The organism is Pseudomonas sp. FG29 (assembly GCF_057809355.1).
This window is the reverse complement of sequence record NZ_JBMDJU010000005.1, coordinates 182,480-198,684: the sequence shown is the minus strand read 5'-3', so window position 1 is coordinate 198,684 and position 16,205 is coordinate 182,480. Positions and strand designations below refer to the sequence as shown.

At 64.2% G+C, this 16,205-nt stretch carries 16 protein-coding genes; 4 read left to right on the top strand and 12 right to left on the bottom strand.

Annotation, left to right across the window (positions count from 1 at the left end):
- Positions 1–21: 21 nt before the first annotated feature.
- The 5 genes from tssB to ACODS1_RS08685 form a co-directional block, all read right to left on the bottom strand.
- Positions 22–528 (bottom strand): type VI secretion system contractile sheath small subunit, encoded by a 507-nt coding sequence (gene tssB, locus ACODS1_RS08705; protein WP_322979908.1) that lies wholly within the window; start codon positions 526–528, stop codon positions 22–24.
- Positions 529–583: 55 nt separating this feature from the next.
- Positions 584–2,146 carry a type VI secretion system protein TssA gene (gene tssA / locus ACODS1_RS08700; RefSeq protein WP_489085318.1) on the bottom strand — a complete coding sequence of 521 codons (1,563 nt, stop codon included), beginning with the start codon at positions 2,144–2,146 and terminating at the stop codon, positions 584–586.
- Between the two features lie 436 nt (positions 2,147–2,582).
- Positions 2,583–3,482, bottom strand: coding sequence for a D-hexose-6-phosphate mutarotase (locus tag ACODS1_RS08695; protein ID WP_489085317.1), 900 nt, complete (start codon positions 3,480–3,482; stop codon positions 2,583–2,585).
- Positions 3,483–3,574: 92 nt separating this feature from the next.
- Positions 3,575–4,951 (bottom strand): TRAP transporter large permease, encoded by a 1,377-nt coding sequence (locus ACODS1_RS08690; protein ID WP_489085316.1) that lies wholly within the window; start codon positions 4,949–4,951, stop codon positions 3,575–3,577.
- A complete protein-coding gene (locus tag ACODS1_RS08685; protein WP_489085315.1) occupies positions 4,944–5,489 on the bottom strand; it encodes a TRAP transporter small permease subunit in 546 nt (181 codons plus the stop codon). Before ACODS1_RS08685 ends, ACODS1_RS08690 begins: the two co-directional genes overlap by 8 nt.
- Positions 5,490–5,731: 242 nt before the next feature.
- Here ACODS1_RS08685 and ACODS1_RS08680 point away from each other — a divergent pair, with 242 nt between their 5' ends.
- Positions 5,732–6,832 (top strand): TRAP transporter substrate-binding protein, encoded by a 1,101-nt coding sequence (locus ACODS1_RS08680; RefSeq protein WP_322979913.1) that lies wholly within the window; start codon positions 5,732–5,734, stop codon positions 6,830–6,832.
- 66 nt (positions 6,833–6,898) lie between these two features.
- Here ACODS1_RS08680 and ACODS1_RS08675 read toward each other — a convergent pair whose 3' ends face one another.
- Positions 6,899–7,303, bottom strand: coding sequence for an acyl-CoA thioesterase (locus tag ACODS1_RS08675; RefSeq protein ID WP_268180327.1), 405 nt, complete (start codon positions 7,301–7,303; stop codon positions 6,899–6,901).
- A gap of 383 nt (positions 7,304–7,686) precedes the next feature.
- Here ACODS1_RS08675 and ACODS1_RS08670 point away from each other — a divergent pair, with 383 nt between their 5' ends.
- The 3 genes from ACODS1_RS08670 (at position 7,687) to ACODS1_RS08660 (ending at position 9,651) form a co-directional block, all read left to right on the top strand.
- Entirely contained in the window at positions 7,687–7,851 is a 165-nt protein-coding gene (locus ACODS1_RS08670; RefSeq protein WP_322979914.1) for a DUF1328 domain-containing protein, read from the top strand.
- An 11-nt stretch (positions 7,852–7,862) separates the two neighbouring features.
- Positions 7,863–8,324, top strand: coding sequence for an inhibitor of vertebrate lysozyme family protein (locus ACODS1_RS08665; protein WP_489085314.1), 462 nt, complete (start codon positions 7,863–7,865; stop codon positions 8,322–8,324).
- Positions 8,325–8,421: 97 nt separating this feature from the next.
- Positions 8,422–9,651 carry a nucleoside recognition domain-containing protein gene (locus tag ACODS1_RS08660; RefSeq protein WP_322979916.1) on the top strand — a complete coding sequence of 410 codons (1,230 nt, stop codon included), beginning with the start codon at positions 8,422–8,424 and terminating at the stop codon, positions 9,649–9,651.
- A gap of 88 nt (positions 9,652–9,739) precedes the next feature.
- On the opposite strand, the gene ACODS1_RS08655 is transcribed toward ACODS1_RS08660, so the two are convergent.
- The 6 genes from ACODS1_RS08655 to ACODS1_RS08630 form a co-directional block, all read right to left on the bottom strand.
- Positions 9,740–9,955 carry a dodecin gene (locus tag ACODS1_RS08655; protein WP_322979917.1) on the bottom strand — a complete coding sequence of 72 codons (216 nt, stop codon included), beginning with the start codon at positions 9,953–9,955 and terminating at the stop codon, positions 9,740–9,742.
- A gap of 77 nt (positions 9,956–10,032) precedes the next feature.
- A complete protein-coding gene (locus ACODS1_RS08650) occupies positions 10,033–12,447 on the bottom strand; it encodes a TonB-dependent receptor (RefSeq protein ID WP_489085313.1) in 2,415 nt (804 codons plus the stop codon).
- A 284-nt stretch (positions 12,448–12,731) separates the two neighbouring features.
- On the bottom strand, positions 12,732–13,673 hold the full coding sequence (locus ACODS1_RS08645) for a FecR domain-containing protein (RefSeq protein WP_489085312.1): 942 nt from the start codon (positions 13,671–13,673) through the stop codon (positions 12,732–12,734).
- A complete protein-coding gene (locus tag ACODS1_RS08640; RefSeq protein ID WP_489085311.1) occupies positions 13,670–14,176 on the bottom strand; it encodes a sigma-70 family RNA polymerase sigma factor in 507 nt (168 codons plus the stop codon). Before ACODS1_RS08640 ends, ACODS1_RS08645 begins: the two co-directional genes overlap by 4 nt.
- 102 nt (positions 14,177–14,278) lie before the next feature.
- The gene (locus tag ACODS1_RS08635) at positions 14,279–15,145 is read right to left on the bottom strand and encodes a methylenetetrahydrofolate reductase (RefSeq protein ID WP_489085310.1); all 867 of its coding nucleotides are present in this window, start codon (positions 15,143–15,145) and stop codon (positions 14,279–14,281) included.
- Positions 15,146–15,263: 118 nt separating this feature from the next.
- A complete protein-coding gene (locus ACODS1_RS08630) occupies positions 15,264–16,157 on the bottom strand; it encodes a LysR family transcriptional regulator (protein WP_489085309.1) in 894 nt (297 codons plus the stop codon).
- Positions 16,158–16,205 lie beyond the last annotated feature (48 nt).

Here is a 16,205-nt window from a genome sequence, read left to right as displayed (position 1 = left end):
ATGCGTCCTTGTCAGTGAGAATCAGGAATCGAGCTTGTCTTTGGCGGCCAGGCCCAGTTCGCCGAGCACGCGGTCACGCGAGTCGTCGTCGGAGAGCACGCTCTCGATGGCCTTGCGGAAAGCCGGGGCGTTGCCCAGCGGGCCTTTCAGGGCGACCAGGGCGTCGCGCAGTTCCATCAGCTTCTTCAGCTCCGGTACCTGCTCGACCAGGTTGGCCGGGTTGAAGTCCTTCATGGAGTTGATCTTCAGCTGCACGGCCAGCTCGTCGTCGGTCTCTTCGTCCTGCAGACGGTTCGGCACGGCGAAGGTCAGGTTCAGTTCCTGCTTGGCCAGCACTTCATCGAAGCTGTTCTTGTCGATGCTGATGGGCTTGCGGTCTTCGATCTTGCGATCGTCGGCACGCTGGGTGAAATCGCCGAGCACCATGAGCTTCAGGGGCAGTTCGATTTCTTCCTGGGCACCGCCGGTGGCGGGTTTGAAGGTGACGTTGATGCGTTCCTTGGGGGCTACCGAGCCTTCTTTGGCCATGGGTGTTCTCCTTTGCGTTGATGGCCCGGAGGCCTTGGTTGGGCGTGTTGGCGCCTTACTCCAGCACCACCTCGAGGTCGAGGTGGCACAACCTGCGATAGATCTCGTCCTTGCTGTCGCGCACCGCATGGTTCTGCGGCAGGAGCTCGCAGCAGTTGTGCAGCAGGCGCAGCACATCCAGGGCGAGATCGGGTTCCCACTCGCCGAGGCCGGAGGCCTGCAGCGTCTGGTCGAGCGATTCGAGTTGGGTCTTGGCCAGGTCGTACTTCTTCGCGGCGAAGCACAGGCGGGCCAGGGTCAGTTGCCAGAAGAAGCGCTCGCGGCCGCCACGGGCGCGCGACATGCCTTCCTTGAGTTGTTGCACGGCGGCTTTCAGGCCGTCCTTGCGCAGGCCTGGCAGCACCTTCTGCAAGGCTTCTTCCCAGGGCGGCGTGGCGCCCATCTCGCTAGCGGCGGGCTTCTTCTCGATTTCCGGCGCCTGCAGGTGCGGCAGCACATGGGCGCCGATCCAGGCACGGGTTTCAGCGTCGGCGAAAGGCACGCCGTCGTGAAAGCGCAGCTCGTCCAGGCCGGGAACGCGCTGCAGAAACAGGGCGAGCTGGATTTCCACCTCGCGCATGGCCTGGTCGGCCTTGAGCTCCTGCAGGCACTCCCAGACCAGGCGCTGGCCGTCGAGCCAGAAGGGCGCGCGGGCGATGCTGGCTTCGAGGTCGGCGAGCAGGTCGGCGTAGGCAGCCTGAGCGAAGCGCTCCTTGTACGAGGCCAGCTTGTCGGCCGGCAGGCCGCGCAGGGCGGTGATCTGTTCGGCGTTGCGCTCGGGTAGCGACTCGATGGGTAGCCACAGCAGGGTGCGCGCCAGGCGCAGCGGCTTGAGGTCGGTGGCCTTGTTCTTCAGCCACCAGGCGCACAGCGGGCGAGCCGCATCCTGCTGGGTACGCAGGGCCTTGTGCGCGTCCTTCTCGTTCTCGATGGGGCCGGTGCCGGTGATGATCTGGGTGGCGACCTGCTTGACCTGAGCGATGGCCGCACCGACTGCGCCCGGCTCGGCCTGGCCCTGACTGGCGCGCTTGATCTGCTCGTCGAGGCGACGGCACAGCGGCAGCAGCAGCGGCGATTCTTCGCCGAGGTGGATCGACAGGCTGGCTTCGAGGCCATGCAGGTGCTCGGCCAGGCGGCGGAACAACGGCAGTTGCTCGCTGATCGGCACGTGCTCGGCCAGTGCCTGTTCCAGACGCGGTAGCAGCCAGTTAAGGGCAGCCGCACGTGTTCGCGGCTTGCGCGGATGCAGTTCGTGCCAGTGGTGCTCGCAAAGGTAGTGCAGCAGGTTCAGACCGGCCTGCAGGCCGGCGAATGATTCACGCTGGAACAGCCCCCAGGTCAGCCAGGTGGCGGCACGCAAATCCTTGGATTGGGTGGTGAGCAGGCTCTCGCTGCCCTCACGCACTTTCTGCCAGTCGATACCGCCTGTTTCATGCAGGGAAGCAGCCTTGCCCAGCTCGGTTTCCAGCATTTCGTATTCGCTGGAATAACGCACATCCTCACCGGCAAAGTTGCCCTCATTAATAGGCGTCTTGGCCAAATTGAGATAATGCGCGGTGAGCTTGCTGGAGTATGTCATTCCATGACTCGACTATTAAAAGTGGGCAACTTCCATGGCGTTGCAAATGGCCATCAGACCATCGCCAAAACACCGCAGTGCGCAACTTTTTGCGCAGTTGTTTGTGCAACAACTTGCGCAAGATCCTTATAGGTCGGGCATCCTAGCCCCATGACCGGAGGTGGGCAACCTCTCGAAGTGTGAAATGCCTAACATTCGCAGACATCTCTCAAATTATTACGGCGCCGCCTGTAAAGAGTATTTGCCAGGCATCGACAGCAAGTTGTTATCGATGTTTTGGCCTTCAGATAAGTTATTGGATAGTTGTAGGAAATAACTTACTGGCAAATTAGTGGCGCATCACAATTGATGGCTTATTGATATTGTTTTTTGTGATGCCGACCGCTGTTTATCAGGCTGGCTTTGTGCCAGGAACGGTCGGCAGGCGCAGGAGCCCTCAGCGGGCCAAAGGCGTACTGGAGAGGCGAAGCTCAAGCAGGTGCCGTTCGTCAGTTTTCAGCTCAACGACGTCGTCGAGTACGTTGGCCGTCTCGATGCACAGCATGTTCTGCCAGGCATCGTCGGGGAATTGCGACAGGCGCGTGGCCTTCTCCACCCAGGGATTCCACAACACCGCCGAGCGTGAACCGCATGCATCCAGATGAATGCGGCGCTCCCAGCCTGGGTCGAGGATGCTCATGCGCGCAGGGGTGTCGAGGTAGATACGATCGGTCTCCCCCGTGAAGGTCGGCTCGCCCGCCTGGCGCAGCTCGCGCCAATCCTGCAGGGTGTCCAGATAACGACAGTCGTGCATCCCCTCGACGCTCACCTGGCGCACGTCGCTGACCGCGAAGTAAGTGTGCAACGCCTGGCTGATGGTGAGTGGTGCATCCGCACGGTTGAGGGTTTCCAGGCGCATCGACAGATCCTGCGCCACACGCACGGTGAAGGTCAGCCGCGCATCGTGCGGCCAGCCGGCCAGAGGCGTCTGCCGGGTGTCGCAGGCCAGGTGCAGAGACACCGCATCGTCCTCTTCGTCGATGCCCAGCAGTTGCCAATCCTCGGCGCGTACCAGCCCGTGCGCGGGCGCTTCGGCCTGCTGGTAATGGGTTTGCACGGCCTCGGGGTTGCGGCGCAGGTCGCCAAACCAGGGCCAGCAGATCGGCACGCCGCCGCGCACGCTCTGCCCGCGTCGGTAGGCCGCCTCGGGGCTGAGCCAGATCAACGGCGGCTGGTCGTTCTGGCGATAGCTGAGGATCTGCGCGCCCTGCTGCGCCAACAGCAGTTCGCTGCCGGCGACGCGAATGCGCCAGCAGGTCAGTTGATCGAGTTCAACGCGTTCGACTTGGGTGCTCATGGCGAGTCTCGCTTCGATGAAGAAAATAGCGGCATAAAACAAAACGCCCGTCGCGAAGACGGGCGTTTCGAGCGGCTTGCAGCCTGTATGACCTACTGACCGTACACCTGTTCCGGCAGCCAGGTGATCAGGCCCGGGAAGATGTAGGCAATCACCAGCAGCAGGATCTGGATCAGGATGAACGGCACCACCCCCTTGTAGATGGTGCTGGTGGGAATGCTCGCCGGGGTCACGCCACGCAGGTAGAACAGCGCGAAGCCGAAGGGTGGTGTGAGGAAGGAGGTCTGCAGGTTCAGCGCAATCATCACGCCCAGCCAGATCGGATCCAGGCCCATGGCCAGCAGCACCGGGCCGACGATCGGCACCACCACGAAGGTGATCTCGATGAAGTCGAGGATGAAGCCGAGCAGGAAGATCACCAGCATCACCACGAAGAACGCACCGAGTACGCCGCCGGGCAACTGGGCGAACACGTCCTCGATCAGCACTTCACCACCGAAGCCACGGAACACCAGGGAGAACAGCGAGGCGCCGATGAGGATCATGAAGACCATGGCGCTGATTTCGGTGGTGCCGTAGGCCACTTCCTTGAGCTGAGTGAAATTCAGCTTGTTCTTGCTCAGCGCCAGCAACATGGCGCCGACGGCGCCCAGTGCGGCGGCTTCGGTGGGCGTGGCATAACCGGCGAGGATCGAGCCAAGCACCGCGCCGATCAGGATCAGCGGCGGAATCAGGGCCTTGGCCAGCTTGCCCCATTCGATCGGGCCGAGCTCTTCCTGCGGCAGCGCCGGCAGTTTCTTCGGCTGGAAGATCGCCACGAAGATGATGTAGGCGATGTACAGGCCAACCAGCAGCAGGCCCGGCAGCAGCGCACCGACGAACAGGTCGCCGACCGAGACGGTCTTCGGCGAGAAGATGCCCATCTTCAGTTGCGCCTGCTGATAGGCGCTGGACATCACGTCACCCAGCAGCACCAGCACGATCGACGGCGGAATGATCTGCCCCAGCGTACCGGTGGCGGCCAGGGTGCCGGTGGAGATCGCCGGGTCGTAGCCACGCTTGAGCATGGTCGGCAGCGCCAGCAGGCCCATGGTCACCACGGTGGCACCGACGATGCCAGTAGAGGCAGCGAGCAGGGCGCCCACCACGCACACGGAAATCGCCAGGCCGCCACGCAAGGTGCCGAACAGGCGCGACATGGACTCGAGCAGATCCTCGGCCACTCGCGAGCGCTCCAGCATCACGCCCATGAACACGAACAGCGGCACGGCCAGCATGGTCTGGTTGTTCATGATGCCGAACAGGCGGTTCGGCAGGGCGCTCAGGTAGCCGGCATCGAAGGTACCGGTCAGCGCGCCGATACCGGCGAACAGCAGGGACACACCGGCCAGAGTAAAGGCCACCGGGAAACCGGCCATCAGGGCCACACAGATGCTGACGAACAGCAGAATCGCCATCAACTCAGCCATGTTTCACCTCCGGGGCCGGCAGGCGACCGCTGAAAACGTAGAGAGCCTTGATGGCGTTGGACAGGCCCTGCAGCACCAGGCTGACCACCAGCACCAGGATGATGCTCTTCTGCAGGTAGACGAAGTGCAGACCGCCCGACTCGCTGGAAGCCTCGCGGGTTGCCCAGGAGTTGCTCACGTAGTCCCAACTGGCCCAGCCGAGGAACAGGCACACCGGCAGCAGGAACAGCAGGGTACCGAACAGATCGACCAGAGCCTGACGGCGACCGCTGAACTTCTGGTAGAAGATGTCCACGCGCACGTGGCCGTTACGCTGCAGAACCCAGGATGCAGCGCCCATGAACACCAGCGCGTGGGCGTACAGCACCGACTCCTGCAGGGCGGTGGCGCCGATGCCGAAGCCATAGCGCAGCACCACGACGATCGCGGTGCCAACCACCAGGAACAGGGTCAGCCAGGCGCAGGCTTTGCCGAAATTGGCGTTGAGACTGTCGATCAGGGACGCAAGAGCGAGGGGAAGTGATGGCTTGTCGGACATAGTGAGTCCTTTATCGTTATGAGGATGAGAGCGGGCCAGCCCGATTGACTGGCAACCACGCCACCCGCGAGCTTGTGGGACGCGGGCCGGCGATTCTAGGCAGGCTGCCTACCAGGCAGCAATGCCCATGCAACTTTAGTCGTAGCGACTAGGCTTGTGAGTCACTTCGCCCTATGTTACTCAAGCCCGGTCTACCTTCGGCGATCCCGTGGTCAGACCAATACAACAAGAAGGAGCATTGCATGAAACGTCGCGACATACTCGCCGCAGCGGGCGTAGGCCTTGCAGCAACCGCGCTGGCAGGCTGCAAAGAAGAGGCGAAGAGCGCCGCAACGCCCCAAGAGGGTTCGAGTTCCCAGACCTTCACCTGGAAAATGGTCACCTCCTGGCCGAAGAACTTCCCCGGCGTCGGCGTGGGGGCCGAGCGCTTCGCCAAGCTGGTCGATGAGATGAGCAACGGCCGGCTGAAGGTCAAGGTCTACGCCGCCGGCGAACTGGTGCCGGCACTGGAAGTGTTCGACGCGGTATCGCGCGGCACCGCCGAAATGGGCCATGGCGCCCCTTACTACTGGAAAGGCAAGGTACCGGCCGCGCAATTCTTCTGCGCCCTGCCGTTCGGCCCTAACGCCCAGGAAATGAACGCCTGGCTTAGCTACGGTGGCGGCCAGGCCCTCTGGGAAGAGGTCTACAAGCCGTTCGGCGTGCTGCCGATGGCCTGCGGCAACACCGGCGTACAGACCGCTGGCTGGTTCAACAAGGAAATGAACTCGGTCGACGACTTCAAGGGCCTGAAGATGCGCACCCCGGGTCTGGGCGGCGAAGTGCTGACCAAGATGGGCGGCACTGTGGTCAACATGCCGGCCGGCGAGATCTTCACCGCGATGCAGACCGGCGCCATCGACGCCACCGAATGGATCGGCCCGTACAACGACCTGGCGCTGGGCCTGCACAAGGCCGCCAAGTACTACTACACCCCGGGCTGGCAGGAGCCGAGCGTGCTGTTCGAGCTGGACGTCAACCTCAAGGCCTGGGAAACCCTGCCGGCGGATCTGAAAGCCATCGTTCGCGCTGCCGCGCGTGACGTTAACGGCGACATGCTCGACGACTACAACGCGAAGAACATGGAGGCCCTGGAGCAACTCAAGGCCGACGGCGTGGAAGTTCGCCGCCTGCCGGACGCCGTGCTGGCACGCCTCAAGGAAGTGGCCGCCGAAGTGGTCGAGGCCAGCGCCGCTGCCGACCCGGCCGCCACCAAGGTCTGGGAACACCAGAAGGCTTACCTCAAGCGTCTGTATGCCTATGCGGAAGTGGCCGACAAGGACATCTACAACATCCGCGGCTAAAACCGCACCGCACAACAAAACGCCGGCTTCTCAGCCGGCGTTTTCGTGTGTGCGACGCTTGTTCTGTCAGCCGCGGCGCGGCGGTACCGGGCGGGTACGCCCGCTGCCATCGATGGCGACGAAGACGAACACGGCCTCGGTGACCTTGCGCCACTCGTTGGACAGCGGATCGTCGCTCCACACCTCGACCATCATCTGAATCGAGCTGCGCCCCACTTCCAGCGTCTGGGTGTAGAAGGAGAGCTGCGCGCCCACCGCCACCGGCACCAGGAAGGCCATGCGGTCGATGGCCACGGTCGCTACGCGGCCACCGGCGACCTTGCTGGCCATGGCCGTGCCGGCGAGATCCATCTGCGACACCAACCAGCCGCCGTAGATATCGCCGAAACCGTTGGTTTCGCGCGGCAACGCGGTGATCTGCAGGGCCAGGTCGCCCTGAGGGATCGGATCTTCCTGTTCGTAGTCATTCATGGCTCGAAACTCACGGCGCGGTTGTTGTTCTGGGCGCGAACCCTGGCGGGCAAAGGCCTGGCGAGTATACCGACTGAGCGGGCTACGGGCGACCACCCTGGCGTGACGCGCCCCACAGGCCACGCGCGCTCGGGCAAAACGCACGAGCCTTTCAACGCTCATCGGGCAGGATGCCCTGCACGATCGTTTCGCGAGTTTTCTATCTTATTGACTAATAAGGATTTTATTTAAAACCAGGGTCTGGCACGGGTGGTGCAATACCTCTATCAAGCGTACGGATGCAGGAGGGTTTCGACACTCAGGGCATGCCGATAACGCCGAGCAATACGCAGCGCATGCCCCCGCTGGGGCCGCGAGAACCGAAATAATCGAGGAGAAACGCCATGTTGAGCTGGGCACTGACTTTCCTGATCATCGCCATCGTCGCCGCCGTACTGGGCTTCGGGGGTATCGCCGGCACCGCTGCAGGCATCGCCAAGATCCTGTTCGTAGTCTTCCTGGTGCTGTTCGTCATCTCGTTCTTCGTGGGTCGCCGCCCGCGTATTTGAAGGAGCCCATAATGCAATCGCTTCACGCCATCGCCGCCGCCCTGCTTCTGGGCGGCGCCCTGGCGGCTCAGGCCGCCGACCGTGACGCCATGTTCCAGCCAGGCGAGTTGCTCAGCAGCAACAGCGAATACCGCGAAGCCTGGCAGGACATGATCGAAGATGAAAAGCGCCTGCCGGACTGGCTGATGAACCTCAGCGGCCCGTCCACTCCGCTGCAGACCGTGGAGGGCGAGGACGGTCGCTTCCTCGTCGGCCAGGTGTGCGAGGCGCACAACTGCTTCAACCAGCGGGTCTACGTGGCCTTCGACTGGGACAAGGACGATGCCTACGCACTCTACGTGCAGATACCCGATGGTCTGCCGGAAGATCGCGCGCCGAGCGAGCACGCCAGCCTGCGCTGGCTGGGCGAGCCGGATGAAGACATGCGCAAGCTGCTGGAAGAACAACTGCGCAGCGACCCCAACTGGTTCTGAGCCAACCGCATGCTTCACGCATGCGGGGACTCTGCCTCACCCCATCAGCACGGCCGTCGCGCTATCATCCCCAGCCAGTGCAATGAGGGGGTGAGGCATGCTCAACGGCCTGTGGCTGAGCTTTTTTCTGATAGCAGCGGTGGCGGGCTTTTCCCGCTGGCTGATTGGCGACGATCCGAGCGTGTTCGCCGCCATGGTCGAAGCGCTGTTCGCCATGGCCAAACTGTCGGTCGAAGTGATGGTGCTGTTGTTCGGCACCATGACGCTGTGGCTCGGCCTGCTGCGCATCGCCGAGAAGGCCGGTCTGGTCGACTCGCTGGCGCGCCTGCTTGGCCCGCTGTTCGCCCGCCTGATGCCGGAAGTGCCACGCGGCCATCCGGCGCTGGGGCTGATCACCATGAACTTCGCCGCCAACGGTCTGGGCCTGGATAACGCCGCCACGCCCATCGGCCTCAAGGCCATGCGCAGCCTGCAGGAGCTGAACCCGAACAAGCTGGTGGCGAGCAACGCGCAGATTCTCTTTCTGGTGCTCAATGCCTCGTCGCTGACCCTGCTCCCCGTGTCGATCTTCATGTACCGGGTGCAGCAGGGCGCGCAGGATCCCACCCTGGTGTTCCTGCCGATCCTCCTGGCCACCAGCGCCTCGAGCCTGGTCGGCCTGCTGTCGGTGGCGTTCATGCAGCGCCTGCGCCTGTGGGATCCGGTGGTGCTGGCCTATCTGGTACCGGGCGCGCTGCTGCTCGGCGGCTTCATGGCACTGCTGGGCGGGCTCAGCGCCACGGCGCTGGCCGCGCTGTCGTCGCTGCTGGGCAACCTGACCCTGTTCTGCGTGATCCTCGCCTTCGTCCTGGTCGGCGCACTGCGCCGCGTGGCGGTTTACGAGCAGTTCATCGAAGGTGCGCGCGAAGGCTTCGATATCGCCAAGAGCCTGCTGCCATACCTGGTGGCCATGCTCTGCGCCATCGGTGTGCTGCGGGCATCCGGTGCGCTGGAGTTCGGCCTCGACGGTATCCGCTGGCTGGTGGACGCGCTGGGCTGGGACACGCGCTTCGTCGATGCGCTGCCCACTGCATTGGTCAAGCCGTTCTCCGGCAGCGCGGCACGCGCCATGCTGATCGAAACCATGCAGGCGCAGGGCGTCGACAGCTTCGCTGCGCTGGCTGCCGCGACCATCCAGGGCAGCACGGAAACCACCTTCTACGTGCTGGCCGTGTACTTCGGCGCAGTGGGCATCCAGCGTGCGCGGCATGCCGTGGGGTGCGCGCTGCTGGCCGAACTGGCCGGGGTGATCGCGGCGATTTCGGTGACCTACTGGTTCTTCGGCTGAGGGAATGGTGTAAGGCGTCAGGCGCACAGGCAGGAACCTGCTCGCCCTGGCCAGCGTCCACGCCAGGCACTGGCCGCCACGAGGCCGGTCAGCTGTCGCCGAGGCGGAAGCCGACCTTGAGCGTCACCTGATAGTGACCGACCTTGCCATTCTCGATATGGCCACGGGTGCTCACCACCTCAAACCAGTCCATGTTGCGCACGCTCTTGGCACATTCGGCCAGGGCGTTGTCGATGGCATCTTCGATACTGCTGCGCGACGAGCCGACAAGCTCGATCATCTTGTAGGTATGGTGGTCGGTCATGATGGACTCCTGCGTCTTGGGATGTCTTATTCAGACTAGCTCGCAGCGCATAAGTGTCAGTTACCGCCACCCAGATCCTAGAACTCCACCTGATAGCCCAGCGTGAAGGTGCGGCCACGGCCCTTGAAGTTGTAGTCATTGGCGATGCGCGCCGATTGCGAGTAGTAGGTGAAGTAGTCCTCGTCGAGCAGGTTGTCGATGCCCAGCGACAGGCTGCCCACCGGCAGGCGGCGGCTGACACTGGCCGAGAGCAGGGCGTAGCCGTCGAAGTCCAGGCGCGGGTCGTCGAAGCTGCGGCTGACGTAGTAGTTGTATTGCAGGTAGCTCGACCAGTCGTCGTTCCAGTTGGCCTGCCAGCCCAGGCTGTACTGATCCGGCGAGATGTTCAGGCCGGTCAGGCGCGTGTCCACCTTGCCATCGCCATCGGTGTCGGACTTGCCCTGGCTGTGGGCATAGCTGCCGCGCAGACTGTGGTGATCGTTCAGGTGCCAATTGCCGGTCAGCTCATAGCCCTGGATCTCCACCCGCTCGCGGTTGGCGATGTAGTTACCGTCGTCGTTGACCGACAGCCGCTCGCCGAGGTTGGAGAAGGACTCGTAGTAGCTCAGCTCCATGTCCACCCGCTCGAAGTTCAAGCGCAGGCCCACTTCACGCGAACGGGTGACGATCGGCTCCAGCTCCAGCAGGCTTTCCACATCCAGCCCTGGCTCGTCGAGCCCGCGCAGCACGCGGCCGATGTCGGGCATGCCGAAGCCTTCGGAGTAGCCGCCGTAGAGCTGCGCCCAGTCGGTGGCCTGGTAGGTGAAGCCGTAGTTGCTCAGGGTCTTGCCGAACGACACCTTGCCACCGGTCACGCTCACCCCGCCCGCGTTGTTGGTGCCCCATACGGTGTGAAAGTCATCCACATCCAGCTCGGAATGCTCGCGGCGCACGCCGGCCATCAGGGTCAGCTTGTCGGTCAGGTGCAGGTCGCCCTGGAGGAAGCCGGCCTGGTTGTCGTACGTGGAGGGCGGCACGTAGCTGCGATCGGTCTGCACCAGCACCTGCTCGCCCTTGTCGCGCATCAGGTCGACACCCCCGGTCAGGTCGAGCAGGCCATCGAACAGGCCGCTGCGCCGCAGGGTCAGCTTGCCGCCCCATTTCTCCGAGTCGCTGCGGCTCTGCTCCCACAGGGTGCCGATCGGGGCGATGTTGGGATCCTGGAACGAGCCCGAGAGCAACGCACCGAACTGGCCCCGATAACGCTGGTGATAGAGCTGCACGTCGAGCACGTTGCCGTACAGATCCTGGTTGCTGTAGCTGAAGGTGTACTGGCGGTTCTCGTTGAACGCCGGATCACCCTCGGGATGCCCTTTGCGCGCGGTGGTAGGAATGCCCGCTGCGCGGTCGCCGAGTACCGGGACGTAGTCGTTGTTGCCCCTGAGCTCGTAGTGGTTGGCACTGAACTGCAGGTGCTGCACGTCGTCGAGCCAGTAGCCGAGCTTGAACATCAGGTCGTGGTCGCGGGTGTCCTGAATCTCGCCGGGGTAGGCGACGCCGATCAGCTCGTCATTGGCATCGTAGAAGGCCCCTCGCTCTTGCCAGGTGGCGCCGAACAGGGTTTCCCAGTCGCCCTGCTGGGCGCTGACCCGGTAGTTCATCTTGTAGCTCAGGCCATCCTTGCTGAAGCGGTCGTCGCTTTCCAGGCTGACACCGGCGTGCTGGCTGACCCCATCGCTGTCGGGGCGGCGGCTGATGAAGTTGACGATGCCACCAGTGGCGCCACCGCCGTGCTCGGCCGAGGCGCCATGGATCACCTCGATGCGCTCGATCTGTGCCAGGTCGATGGTGTAGCTGCTGCGCCCGTCGTTACGGATCGAGCTGGCCTGCGGCACGCCATCGACGAGGAACTGCGGGGTACGGCCACGCAGCGTTTCGCCGGCGTTGGACATCTTCTGCCGGCTCGGCGAGTAGGACGGAATCAGGTTGCTCAGCACCTGGCCCGGATCGCTGCTGAGCGCCAGCTGCTGCTCGATCTGCTGGCGGTCGATAACCGTCACGCGCTGGCTGGTCTGGCCGACGGCGGTGTCGCTGCGCAGGGTGCTGACGGTGATCTCGGCCGGGCTCAGCTCCACCATGTTGTCCGGCTGAGGAACCGGCCTGGGCAGGGCTTCCAGACCATAGATGCCGTCACCCAGGCGTACCGCGCGCAAGCCGCTGTCCTGCAGCAGTTGCGCGAAACCGTCCTCTACGGCGTAACTACCCTGCAGCCCCTCGCTACGCAGCCCCTGCAACAGCGCTGCGTCGAAGGACAGGGCGACGCCGGCTGCACTGGCATAACGGTTGAGCACGTCGGCCAACGAGCCAGCCGGAATGTCGAAGGATTGAACCTGCGCGGCAGTCTCCGTGGGTGCGGCAACCGCCATCGGCGCGGCCAGCGCCAGGGCGGAACAGAGCAACGTGGCCTGAATGGCGGCGGTCAGCGTATGCAGGTTGCAGCGAGGTTTACGCATGAGTTTCCCCTGAGAATGAAAGCCCGATAGGCGATATTTCAGGAGGGCCGAGCCATTCGAGAAAAAAGTGCAAACAGCAATGAATATTTTTACTGGCCAGGGCCTGTACGAAAAGTCGCCGAGCGAAGGTCAGGCGATACCGATGGCGGCCCCACAAAAATGGGTGAGGAACGGACTGGGCTCGCATTCGAGTTTACGAGCTGTAAATGAGCATTCGACCGGGCTGGCGTTCCAGCCCGTTTTTAACGAAGCATCACCGAGCGCAGGCACTTTTCGTACAGAGCCTAGACCTTCGGTACCAGCGTCACCCAATAGTCACTGCGCCGCACCACACGCACCGGCAAGCTGTGCTCCAGCGCCGCCAGCGCACGATCGGTATCAGTCAGCGGAAAGCTGCCGGATACCTTCAACCCGACCAGCGCCGGGTCGAGACGCAGCACACCGTGGCGATAGCGCGCCAGCTCGGCAATCAACTCGCCCAACGGCTGGTCGAGGGCGATCAGGCTGCCCTGCGTCCAGGCGGCAGTCGCCGCATCATTGGCGCGTTGTGGCCCGATTCGCTCGGCATCGAAGCGCACCTGCTGCCCGGCGACCAGCGCGCGCATATCGTGCAGATGGTGCAATGGCGCGACTTCCACGCGCTGCGCCAACACCGCGACCCGGCAATCCTGATCATCGCTGCGTACGCAGAAACGCGCGCCCTGGCTACGGATCACGCCATATCGGGTCTCCACCAGTAGCGGACGCGCCTCGTCGACGCTGTCGATCATTGCCTCGCCAGCAAGCAGGCGCAGCACACGGCGTTGACCGTCGGCATGCCATTGCGCCGCGCTGGCCGTGCCGAGCATCAGCCGGCTACCGTCGCTCAGTTTCCATTCGCGGCGCTCACCCACACCACTGCGCAAGTCGGCCAACCAGTAGCGGCGGGTATCGCTTTGCCAGGCAAACCAGCCCAGCGGCAACGCCATGGCGACCAGAGCCAGGCTGCCGAGCAGACGCCGGCGACCATGATCGACACCACGCAGAGTCGACGAGGCGACGGGGCCGGGCAACAGCCCCAGTTGCTCGCGCAGGGTCTCGATCTGTTGCCAGGCCTGGCGATGAAGCTCGTCAGCGTCGTACCAGCGTTGCCAGGCCTGCTGCTCGTCGGCCTCGACGCTGCCGGAGCACAGCCGCGCGTACCAACCACTGGCCGCCTTGAGCGCGGCGCGCTGCGCCTCGGTCATGACTGCCAGCCCGCCTGCAGCAGGCAGCAATGCTCCACAGCGTGGGCCATGTAGTTGTTCACGCTGCGCAGGGAAATGCCCAGGCGGGCGGCGATCTGCGCGTAGGTAAGGCCGTCGAGTTGGGACAGGATGAACACCTCGCGCACCTTGCGGCCGAGCCCGGCGAGCATGCGGTCGACCTCCATCAGCGCTTCCATCAGCAGCGCTTGCTGTTCGGCGCTGGGCTGCTCGGCCTGCGGCTGATTGGCCAGCGCTTCGAGGTAGGCCTGCTCCAGCGAGCGCCGGCGCAGGAAGTCGACCATCAGCCCGCGCGCCACGGTGGCCAGGTAGTCACGCGGCTCACGGATGCTCGCCACATTGCCGGCACGTAGCAGGCGCACGAAGGTGTCCTGCGCCAGATCGGCAGCATCGCAACCGTTGCCCAGGCGCCGCCGCAGCCAGCCTTGCAGCCAACTGTGATGGTCACGGTAAAGGGTATGCAGCACCTGGGCGTCGGCGGGCATGGCGCGATTTCGTATCAAATGACAATGAATTGCATTGTCATCTTTGCCGGGTCGACTTGGCAATATCGCCGACGCCATCCCCACCCGTTGCACACTGGCGCGCTAGCGCGGCGATGCCTGGTACGCGGTGTCAGCACTCAGACGCGCATTGATCCAGGTAACGCCATCCTCGATTCCACCGAAGGGATACAGGTGCCAGCCAATGCGGCCCAGTTGCCGGTCACCGAGCCCGGCCTGCAACTGATCCCAGTAACGCTCGGCGCCCACGCGCTGCATCAGGTTGGTCATCGACAACCCGTAGCGCCGCAGGATGGAAGCCGAGGTCGCCACGCCGAACTGGCGGGCAAAGCGCAGCAGCTTGCCGACATCGGCTGGCCCGGGCACGCCGATGCGCACAGGCGTGTCGATGCCCTGCTGGCGCAGTTGCTCGATCCAACGCACCACCGCCTCGGCATCGAAGCCGAACTGCGTGGTGATCTCCACGGCGCAGCCGGCTTCACGGAGAAAGTCCAGCTTCCACTTCAGCGCGCGCATCAGTTCGTTCCTGTCGATCTTCGGGTGCCCCTCCGGGTAGCCGGTGATCACCACCTGCTCGATGCCATGGCGCTCCAGCACGCCACTGGCCAGCAACGCCAGGGAATCCTGATAAGGCCCGGCCGGCGTGGCCGGATCACCACCGACGAACATGAAGCGTTGCGGCGCCGCCTGGGCCACCAGAGCGCCGATCAGCTCGTCACGATCAGCCTCGGAGCGCAGCCGGCGCGAGGAAATGATCGGCACCGGCTCGGCGCCACAGGCCCGGATGACCTTCGCCGCCTGGATGCGCTGGGCGTGATCTTCGTTGCCCAGAAAGGCAATGTTGATCGGTGTGCCGGCCGGTATCGCCGCCCGCGCCTGCTCGACTTCGTGGATGCCCTTGCCGGTCACTTCCAGCGTATAGGGGATGAAATTGCTGCAAGGGTTGGACATCGATGCCTCGTCTGAACCGGCCAGGCTGCTGAACAAAAGGAAAGTCCGGCGATGCTAGCAATCGGCTTCGTGCGCCACCTCGCTGGTAACGTCGCGCTTTGCGGCGTAGACGACCTGATCAGGCGTCGTCGTGCTCTGCCAGCTCTTTGCGTAACCAGTGCGCCAGGCGCTCGCTGCGCGGGTCGGTGCGACGCGTCCACAGCGCCAGGCAGCCGCTGGTTGCGACGAAGCCCCAGGGCGCGACCAGGCGCCCGGCGCGCAGGTCGTCGGCGACCAGCGTCTGCGGCGCGATGGCCACACCCAGCCCAGCCGCGGCGGCCTCCAGCAGATAGTAGAGATGCTCGAAACCCTGGCCTTGCTGCAGCCGCTCGGCTGCCAGCCCCTGGGCCTGCGCCCACTGCGGCCAGGCCTGCGGGCGCGAGGTGGTGTGCAGCAGCGGCTCGGCATACAGCGCGTCGGCACTGACGGCGCTCAGCTGCGCGTGATTGACATAGCGCGGGCTGAGCACCGGGCCGATGCGTTCGGGCGCCAGCTCGAATACCTGCATATCGGCCGGCCACGGCGGCTCGGCGAACAGCAGGGTGGCATCCACCTCGGCGCTGCGCGGATCCAGCTCACCCTGGCTGGCCGAGAGTTGCAGGCGCAGCTCCGGCAGCTCGCGCTGCAGGCGATCCAGACGTGGGATAAACCAGCGCGCCAGCAGGCTACCCGAGCAGCCGAGCACGAAGGGGCGCTCTTCGGTTTCACGGCGCAGCGTGGCGCAGGTATCGCGCAGGCGCTCGAAGGCTTCCGAAGTGGCATCGCGCAGCCGTACGCCGGCGGCGGTGAGCTTGACGCCACGGCCGTCCTTGTCGAACAGGCCGAGGCCGAGTTGCTCTTCGAGTACACGAATCTGCCGGCTGACCGCACCATGCGTGACGTGCAGCTCCTCGGCGGCGCGGCTGACGCTTTGCAGGCGGGCGGCCGCCTCGAAGGCGCGCAGGGCATTGAGTGGGGGCAGGTCGCGGCTCATGGGAGAGGTGATTTTTCCTGACGAGTCAGGGGCATCTAACCACGTTCA